This is a genomic window from Roseateles sp., assembly GCF_036486225.1.
GTDB lineage: Bacteria > Pseudomonadota > Gammaproteobacteria > Burkholderiales > Burkholderiaceae_C > Roseateles.
Genome location: NZ_DASVNZ010000334.1, coordinates 1 through 8654 on the forward strand (window position 1 = coordinate 1; position 8654 = coordinate 8654).

An 8654-nucleotide genomic window follows, 5' to 3' on the forward strand; every position below is an offset into this window, starting at 1 on the left:
AAAATTTCGCCGCGTGCGTCGGCGGTGACCTTCTGGGTCAGGTCACCGCTCGCGATCGCGGTCGCCACCTTCGACACGTCGCGGAGCTGGTCGGTCAGGTTGCCGGCCATGAAGTTCACCGACTCGGTCAGGTCCTTCCAGGTCCCGGCCACGCCCTGCACGTCGGCCTGGCCGCCGAGCTTGCCTTCGGTGCCGACCTCGCGCGCCACACGGGTCACTTCCGCGGCGAAGGAGCGCAACTGGTCCACCATCGTGTTGACGGTGTTCTTGAGCTCCAGGATCTCGCCCTTCACGTCGACGGTGATCTTCTTGGACAGGTCGCCCGCGGCCACGGCCTTGGTCACGTCGGCGATGTTGCGCACCTGCGAGGTCAGGTTGCCGGCCATGGAGTTCACCGAGTCCGTCAGGTCCTTCCAGGTGCCCGACACGCCTTCCACGCGGGCCTGTCCGCCGAGCGAGCCTTCGGTGCCGACCTCGTGCGCCACGCGGGTCACTTCCGACGCGAACGAGCGCAGCTGATCCACCATCGTGTTGATGGTGTTCTTCAACGTCAGGAACTCGCCCTTGACGTCGACCTCGATCTTCTTGGAGAGGTCGCCCTGCGCGACGGCGGTGGTCACGTCGGCGATGTTGCGGACCTGGTCGGTCAGGTTGCCGGCCATCGAGTTGACCGAGTCGGTCAGGTCCTTCCAGGTCCCGGCGACGCCCTTGACCTCGGCCTGGCCGCCGAGCTTGCCCTCGGTGCCGACCTCGCGCGCGACGCGGGTCACCTCGGCGGAGAAGTCGCCGAGCTGTTCCACCATCCGGTTGATGGTCTTGGCGGTGTGGAGGAACTCACCCTGCAGCGGCCGGCTGTCGACCTCCAGGGCCATGGACTTGGTGAGGTCGCCCTCGGCGACCGCGCCGATCACGCGGGCGGCTTCGCTGGTGGGGTGGACGAGGTCGTCGATGAGCGCGTTGATGCAGTCGATCTGCTGGCCCCAGAAGCCGCGCAGCTCGGGCAGGGTGGCGCGCTGCTTGAGCCGGCCTTCGCGGCCGACGACCTGGCGCAGCCGGGAGAGCTCCGCGGCCATCGAGGCGTTCTGCTCGACCACCTCGTTGAACGCATCGGCGAGCTTGCCGGCGACGCCGGTCCAGTGGAACGGGAGCCGCACGTCCGGATCGCCGCGGCGCAGCGCGTGCAGCGCCATCAGCATCGCATTCAGGTGCTCGGCCGGGACCACGGCCACGGCTTCTTCCAAGACGCTCATTCAGGACTCCCGACGGCCGTCTGATCGCGGCTCAACCGAGGGACTTTAGCCGTCCGACAACGCTGGCGGGACCTGGGTTTAGGAGGGCCGGGCCGGGCACGCAGCTTGCCGATATGGGGTGTCGACGGACGGCGGATGCCGCCCGCGCTTTGTCGTGCGCGGACTGCTGTTGCGTCGTGTTGCATTCAGGGAGAAGACTTCGATGTCCGACACATCGGCTCACACACCACCGCACGCGCTGAGGGTCCTCGTGATCGACGACGATCCGGAAGGCGCGCGCAGCCTCAGCGAGCTGTTCCGCTGCTACGGCTGCGCGACCTCGGTCGCCTACAGCGGCCGGGTGGGTCTGCGCCTGCTGAAGCTGTTCAAGCCGGAACTGGTGTTCGTCGACTTCGACATGCCGGACATGAACGGCCTGGAAGTCGTGTCCGAGGCCAAGCTGATCGATGCCGAAGCGGGGCGCCACACGATGTATGTGTGCCTGACGGGCGGCGGTCCGGAGATCACCGACGAGTCGGCCGGCGCGGCGGGCTTCAACCGGTTGCTCTACAAGCCGCTGAACGTGACGGACCTGCTGGCGGTATTGCTGGCGGCAAGACCGGGCAATTTCTCGGCGGGCAGCAACGCGCCGGCGATCCGGCCCGCGCGCCCTGCGTACGGGAATCGCACGACCAAGCACTGAGTGTGGCGGCGCCGCAATGGCGCCGGGGACCTGTCATGGGCCATGCGGGTGCCATGCAGGTGCCATGCAGGCCCGGATGAGCCATGGCAGGTAATTGCTTGCCAAAAGCAAGTAAATGACGGACCATGCGGCCATGTCCGATCCTGACCGCATCGAAGCCGTCCGCCGCTTCAACCGCTTCTACACGCGCCGCATCGGCGTACTCAACGAGGGCCTGCTCGATTCCCCGTTCAGCCTGACCGAGGGGCGCATCCTGTTCGAGCTCGCGCACCTCGAGAACGGGGAGGGCCTCACCGCCACCGACCTGGGGCGCCTGCTCGACCTCGACGGCGGTTATCTGAGCCGCCTGCTGCGCGACCTGAAGGAGCGCGACCTCGTGCGGTCGACGCGCAGCGCGGTCGACGCGCGCCAGTCGCTGCTGCAGCTGAGCCCGGTCGGGCGCAAGGCGTTCAAGCCGCTGGAGAAGCGCTCGCAGGAGCAGGTCGGGGCCTTGCTCGGTCAGCTCGGCGAGGCGCAGCAGACCGAACTGCTGCAGGCCTTCCGCCGCGTGCAGGGCTTGCTGGAATCGCCCGACGACAAGCCGGCGAAGCAGGGCTTCATCCTGCGGCCGCACCGGCCCGGCGACATGGGGTGGATCGTGTCGCGGCACGGTGCGCTGTATGCGCGCGAGTACCAGTTCGACGTGCGCTTCGAGGCGCTGGTGGCGCGCATCGCCGCCGATTTCATCGAGCACTTCGACGCCCGGCGCGAAGCCTGCTGGATCGCGGAGCGTGACGGCGTCAACATCGGCAGCGTCGCGCTGGTGCAGGCACGCGACGAGACGACGAATGAGCCCATCGACGGCACCGCACAACTGCGGCTGCTGCTCGTGGAGCCGGCGGCGCGCGGGCTCGGGCTGGGCGACCGGCTCGTGGCCGAATGCCACCGCTTTGCGCGCGAGGCGGGCTACCAGCGCGTGCGTCTGTGGACCAACAGCCAGCTCGATGCCGCGAAGCACATCTATCGCAAGGCGGGGTATCGGTTGACGGGCACAGAAGCCTTCCGGGGATTCGGGTTGGACCTTGTCGGCGAAACTTGGGAACTTGATCTCCAGACGGCTGGCTGACCACGCCGTCGTCGGTGTTGTTCCCGACACCCTTTGCCAACTTCCCGACCCATGAATCTCGACCTGTACCTCGACTGCAGCGGCCTGCGCGGCGACCTCGCCGACGCCGCGTCTTCCCCATCGTTCGCGGAGGCCGTGCGCAGGCATCAAGCAGCGCTGCAAGCTCTGCTGACGCCGCAAGCGCTGGACGCCACGCCGGTGAGCTGGAGCTTCCGCGTGCCCGAACTCGGCGAAGGCGGCGCCTGCTCGCTGTTCGGCCAACTGGCCGAGCTGCCCTACGAGCTCGCGGGCATTCTGGGCGGGCAGGGCGCGGACAACCAGCGGCTGCTGGCCGAGGCCACGATCGTCACGCAGTACTACCGCGCGCACAGCCGCAGCCATTGGTTCGGCGTCTACCAGGCGCGGCGCAAGTCCGCCGACGAGTCGGTGCTGGTGAAGCTGGCCTACTTCGGCGCCGAGAGCCGGGCCGAGTTCCCGCTGACCGAGGCCTTCGCCGCGGGCAGCAACAACAGCGCCGTGGGCCTGAGCGGCCGTGCGCGCCTGATCAACGACGTGGCCGCCTTCGTCGCCGAGGGCGGCGGCTACTACACCTGCGATCCGAAGGTGAACGCCGAAGCCTGCCTGCCGCTGTTCGATGCCGACCGTCGCGTGGTCGGCATCCTCGACTCCGAAGCCTTCGACAAGGACTTCTTCGGCGGGGACGAGCTGGCGCTGGTGGTCGCCGTGGCGATCACGCTGTCGGGCGGCCTGATCGCCCGTCCGGGCGCTCATCATCCCAATTGAGGAGGCGCCGGGCGCGGGCCCGGGCTTACGCTGAGGGCTCCACTCCTGGAGCCCGCCGTGAGCCTTGAAGAAAGCTTCCGCGACAGGACCTTCGTCGTCGACGATCCCGACGCTCGCATCCGCAGCGACGACGACCTGATGGCCTTCGTTCCCATCCCGGGCAGCGGCTTCAAGAAGATCGCCAGAGGCACGTCGGTGAGCATCCTCGAGGTCAGGCTCGAGGAGGCCGGCAGCAAGAAGCGCATCGTTTTCGGTCGCGCGGCGACGGCGGACGGGGCGACGGTCCTCGGCTGGACCTCGACGCGCAACCTCGCCGGCAGCTTCATGAACGAGACGATCGGCCTCGTGCCGCCGGAGCCCGGCGCGACGCGTTTCGGACCCAACGCCGCCTGGGACAACGGGCAGTTCCTGGAACAGCTGGACCTCGTCGCGATCGTGGACTCCGGGCTCGAGATCGAGCGCCTGGCGATGAAGACCATCGCGCCCTTCGCCGCGCTGGTCGCGGCGGCGAAGGACGACGGCGTGAAGATCACGCTCAACAGCGGCTTCCGCTCCTACCCGGAACAGAAGCTCCTGCACGACGGCTTCGTGCGCGGGCTGCCCGGCTTCAACACCGCGGCCAAGCCGGGTTTCTCCAAGCACCAGAACGGCATCGCGTTCGACCTCTCCGTCGCCGGCGGCGACGGCAACCCGACCTACGAGTGGCTCAAGCGGCAGGCCACCTCGTTCGGCTTCGTCCGCACCGTCAGCAAGGAGCCGTGGCACTGGGAGTTCGACCCGTCCCGCGCCCAGCAGGCGCTCGCGGGCGGGACGTTCAAGACGCCGAACGTGAAGGACTGAGCCGCCGCGGCCTACACTCCCGCGTTGCAACCGGTCCGGGAGCCAACGCGCCCGCGTCGGCGGTGGACCGTTGGAGTGCCATGGACGACTCATCCGCCATCCTCGCGATGGCCCACATTCGCGGCGACATGGCCGCCCGCGTTCGGACCTTCGCGTGGGAGACCACCTCGCTCGGCGCCCTCGAACGGTGGCCGTCCTCGCTCCGGGCCGTGGTCGCGACGATGCTGGAGTGCCAGCTGCCGATGTACCTGGCCTGGGGTGGGGACTTCGTCCAGATCTTCAATGACGCCTACCGGCCCATCCTGGGCGCGAAGGCCGGGGCCGCGCTCGGCGGCCGGGCGCCCGACACCTGGGCCGAGATCTGGCCCACGATCGGTCCGATGTGGCGCCAGGTCCTGGACGGCGAGCCGCTCGGCTTCGACGACTTCAAGCTGACCATCGACCGCTTCGGCTACCCCGAGGACGTCTACTTCAACTTCTCCTACAGCGCCGTGCGCGACGATGCCGGCCGCGCGGCCGGCGTGCTGGTCACCTTCGCCGAGACGACCGAGAAGGTGCTGCTGTCGCGGCGGCTGGCCTTCCTGGACGGACTCGCGCAGGCCACGCGCGGGCTGACCGATCCGGCCGACGTGATGCGCGTCACCGCGGAGCGGCTGGGACGCCATCTCGGCGCCAACCGCTGCGCCTACGCGACCGTGCGTGCGGACGAGGACACCTTCGACGTCATCGGCGACTACAACGACGGCGTGGCCAGCATCGTCGGCACCTACCGCTTCGGCGACTTCGGCCAGGAGGTCCTGCGGCTGATGCGCGCCGAGCAGGCCTTCGTGAACCACGACGTGGACCGCGATCCGGTGACCGCCGGCGACGACCGCTCGGCGTATGCGCGCACCGGCATCCAGTCGGTGATCTGCGTGCCGCTGCACAAGGACGGGCGCTTCGTCGCCGCGATGGCGGTGCACCAGCGCGAACCGCGCCACTGGACCGACGAGGAGATCGCGCTGGTGAAGGTGGTCGTCGCGCGCTGCTGGGAGGCGCTGGAGCGCACCCGCGCCGAGGCCGCGCTGCGCGAGGAGGCCCGCACGCTGGAGACGCTGAACCGCACCGGCGCGGCGCTGGCGGCGGAGCTCGACATCGGCGCGCTGGTGCAGCGCGTGACCGACGCGGCGACCGAACTCACCGGCGCGCGCTTCGGTGCGTTCTTCTACAACGGCCTCGACGAGCAGGGCGAGGCCTACCTGCTGTATGCGCTCTCCGGTGCGGACCGCAAGGACTTCGACAAGCTCGGCCATCCGCGGCCCACGGCGCTGTTCGGTCCGACCTTCCGCGGGGAACCCACCATCCGTGTGGACGACGTGATGGTCGATCCGCGCTATGGGCAGTGGGCCCCGCATCACGGCAAGCCGCCCGGACACCTGCCGGTGCGCAGCTACCTGGCCGTGCCGGTGATCAGCCGCTCGGGCGAAGTGCTGGGCGGGCTGTTCTTCGGCCATGAGGAGGTCGCCGTCTTCACCGAGCGCAGCGAGCGGCTCGCCGAGGGCATCGCCAGCCAGGCCGCGATCGCGATCGACAACGCGCGGCTCTACGCGGCCTCGCGCGAGGCGATGGTGGAGCGCACGCGCTTGCTGGAGAGCGAGCGCACCGCGCGCCTGGCTGCCGAGCAGGCCGGGCTGGTGAAGGACGAGTTCCTGGCGACGCTCTCGCACGAGCTGCGCACACCGCTGAGCGCGATCACGGGCTGGGTCCACATCCTGCGGCGCAAGTTCGGCGACGAGCCGCCCGATCTGAAGAAGGGCATCGCCGTGATCGAGCGCAGCGCCAAGGCGCAGGCGCAGTTGATCGAGGATCTGCTCGACATGAGCCGCATCACGACCGGCAAGCTGAGCCTGGAGATCGCGCCGGTCTCCGCGGCGGGCTTCACGCTGGCCGCGGTGGACCTGCTGGCGCCCTCGGCGGAACGGGCCGGCGTGCGACTCGGTGTCGAGGTGGTGCACGCCGATCCGGGTCTCACGATCCTGGGAGACGCCGCGCGGCTGCAGCAGGTCGTGGCCAACCTGGTCGCCAACGCCATCAAGTTCACGCCGCGTGGCGGCGAGGTGCGCGTGCTGCTACGCGGCGGGCCGACGGCCACGGAGCTGGTCGTCGAGGACAGCGGCATCGGCATCCCGGCGGCCTTCCTGCCTTTCGTGTTCGAGCGCTTCCGGCAGGCCGACGGGTCGATGACGCGGCGGCATGGCGGGTTGGGGCTGGGGCTGTCGATCGTGCGCAACCTGGTCGAACTCCATGGCGGCACCGTGCGCGCCGAGAGCGACGGGGAAGGGCGCGGCGCGCGCTTCACGGTGACGCTGCCGGTGATGGGCGCGCGGGCGGTCGATGACGTGGTGCTGGCGGCCGGGATGAATGCGGGGCAGGAGATGGGGTCGGACCCACGGTCCGGCTCGGGCGCGGGGCCGATCGATCGCGTGTCGCTCAAGGGCGCGCGCATCCTGGTCGTCGACGACGACGAGTCCGTGCGGGAGATGGTGGTGCGTGCGCTCGGCCTGCAAGGGGCGCAGGTCGTCGCGGCGGCAAGCGGCGCGGAGGCGCTCAGCCTGCTGCCGGGTTCGGACGTGAACCTGCTGATCTCCGACCTTGGCATGCCGGAGATGACCGGCTTCGAATTGCTGGCGCACGTGCGCGCGTTGCCGGCGGGGCAGGGCGGCGAAGTCCCCGCGATCACGCTCACCGCCTTCGCCCGGGAAACCGACCGTCGTCAGGCGCTCGAGGCCGGCTTCCGCGCCCACTTCCGCAAGCCGGTCGAGTTCCCCGCGCTGGTGCGGGCGATCCAGGAGATGGGGTTGTCCTGATCGTCAGGCCGCTTGTGCTCCCGGTCGTCCCGCCTCCACCGCGAAACGCGCCGCCGTGACCACGGGACTCTTCGCATCCCACGGCGTCTGCACGCTGCGCAATTCAGCCTCCAGCCGCTCCGCGCGCAGCTCGAAGCGCATGTAGCCGCGCTGGTCGCTGCGGCCGTAGCGGATGTGCGGATTGAAGGGCAGGGCGTGATCGAGCCGCGACTGCTCCATCCCATGGCTGGAGATGGATGTGCCGCAGAACTCGCTGGCCAGCACCGGCGCCTTGGCGTCGTCCCAGTCGAGCTTGAGGTCGGCCACGTAGTTCGCATGCACATCGCCGCCGAGCACCACCGCATTCGGCACGCGACGCGCCTCCAGGTCGCGCAGCAGCCGCTCGCGCGCGAAGGGGTAACCGTCCCAGCCGTCCGTCCAGTAGCGGCCCGGTCCCTGCGCCGGATCCTGCGAATTGAAGCGCGTCATCAAGGTCTGCTGCGCGAGCAGGTTCCAGGGCCGCGTGGCGTCCCAGCTGTCGCGCAGCCACTGCTCCTGCGGCGTGCCCAGCAGCGTGCGCTGCGGGTTGCGCAGCGACGGGCAGTCCTTCAGGTCGACCGTGTTGGAGCCGCCGCGGCCCGGCTTCGGACAGGCCTGCGGATCGCGCCACGAGCGGTCGTCGATCGTGACGAGCCGGGCCAGACCGCCCCAGTCGTAGCGCTGGCTCAGCGCCACGTCGACGCCGCGCGGGCGCATCTGCTTCGGGAAGGGCTGGTGCTCCCAGTAGGCCTGCGCGGCGGCGATGCGGCGCTGGTGGAAATCGGGGGCCAGGTCTTGCGAGACGTCGCCCGCCCAGTCGTTCTGGACCTCGTGGTCGTCCCAGGTGAGGATCCACGGCGCGTTGGCGTGCATCGCCTGGAGCTGCGGATCGGCCTTGTACTGCGCGTAGCGCTGGCGATAGTCGTCCAGGGTCCGGCACTCGCCGCCGCGATGCTGGCGCGGCGCCTTGCTGGATGCCGATGTGGCGTACTCGTAGATGTAGTCGCCGAGGAAGAGCACCAGGTCGAGGTCCTGCTTTGCCATGTCGCCCCAGGCGGCGTACTCGCCGTGGTCGTAGCGCTGGCAGGACGCGATGGCGAAGCGCAACGCGCCGGTCGCCGCGCCCGCCG

The 8654-nt window shown here is 69.7% G+C and carries 7 protein-coding genes; 5 read left to right on the forward strand and 2 right to left on the reverse strand.

Annotated elements, in window-relative coordinates:
* The coding region (locus VF536_RS21670) for a HAMP domain-containing protein (RefSeq protein WP_331616964.1) at positions 1-1250 on the reverse strand (1250 nt) is incomplete at its 3' end.
* A gap of 202 nt (positions 1251-1452) precedes the next feature.
* Between VF536_RS21670 and VF536_RS21675 the strand changes: the two genes are divergently transcribed.
* From VF536_RS21675 to VF536_RS21695, 5 genes are all read left to right on the forward strand, one after another.
* A complete protein-coding gene (locus VF536_RS21675; protein ID WP_331616965.1) occupies positions 1453-1932 on the forward strand; it encodes a response regulator in 480 nt (159 codons plus the stop codon).
* A 133-nt stretch (positions 1933-2065) separates the two neighbouring features.
* Positions 2066-3037 carry a helix-turn-helix domain-containing GNAT family N-acetyltransferase gene (locus VF536_RS21680; protein ID WP_331616966.1) on the forward strand — a complete coding sequence of 324 codons (972 nt, stop codon included), beginning with the start codon at positions 2066-2068 and terminating at the stop codon, positions 3035-3037.
* Positions 3038-3088: 51 nt separating this feature from the next.
* Positions 3089-3820: a hypothetical protein gene (locus VF536_RS21685; RefSeq protein WP_331616967.1), complete on the forward strand. Its 732-nt coding sequence runs from the start codon at positions 3089-3091 to the stop codon at positions 3818-3820.
* Positions 3821-3877: 57 nt separating this feature from the next.
* Positions 3878-4660: a M15 family metallopeptidase gene (locus tag VF536_RS21690; protein ID WP_331616969.1), complete on the forward strand. Its 783-nt coding sequence runs from the start codon at positions 3878-3880 to the stop codon at positions 4658-4660.
* A gap of 80 nt (positions 4661-4740) precedes the next feature.
* Positions 4741-7506 (forward strand): GAF domain-containing protein, encoded by a 2766-nt coding sequence (locus VF536_RS21695; RefSeq protein WP_331616970.1) that lies wholly within the window; start codon positions 4741-4743, stop codon positions 7504-7506.
* A gap of 3 nt (positions 7507-7509) precedes the next feature.
* Here VF536_RS21695 and VF536_RS21700 read toward each other — a convergent pair.
* Positions 7510-8654 (reverse strand): alkaline phosphatase D family protein (locus VF536_RS21700; protein WP_331616971.1); only part of this gene is annotated, 1145 nt, incomplete at its 5' end.

What these genes read in the sequence shown, in the direction of transcription:
- VF536_RS21685 (WP_331616967.1), top strand. Translation starts at nt 3,089, where the DNA reads ATGAATCTCGACCTGTACCTCGACTGCAGCGGCCTGCGCGGCGACCTC.
- VF536_RS21695 (WP_331616970.1), top strand. Translation starts at nt 4,741, where the DNA reads ATGGACGACTCATCCGCCATCCTCGCGATGGCCCACATTCGCGGCGAC.
- VF536_RS21680 (WP_331616966.1), top strand. Translation starts at nt 2,066, where the DNA reads ATGTCCGATCCTGACCGCATCGAAGCCGTCCGCCGCTTCAACCGCTTC.
- VF536_RS21675 (WP_331616965.1), top strand. Translation starts at nt 1,453, where the DNA reads ATGTCCGACACATCGGCTCACACACCACCGCACGCGCTGAGGGTCCTC.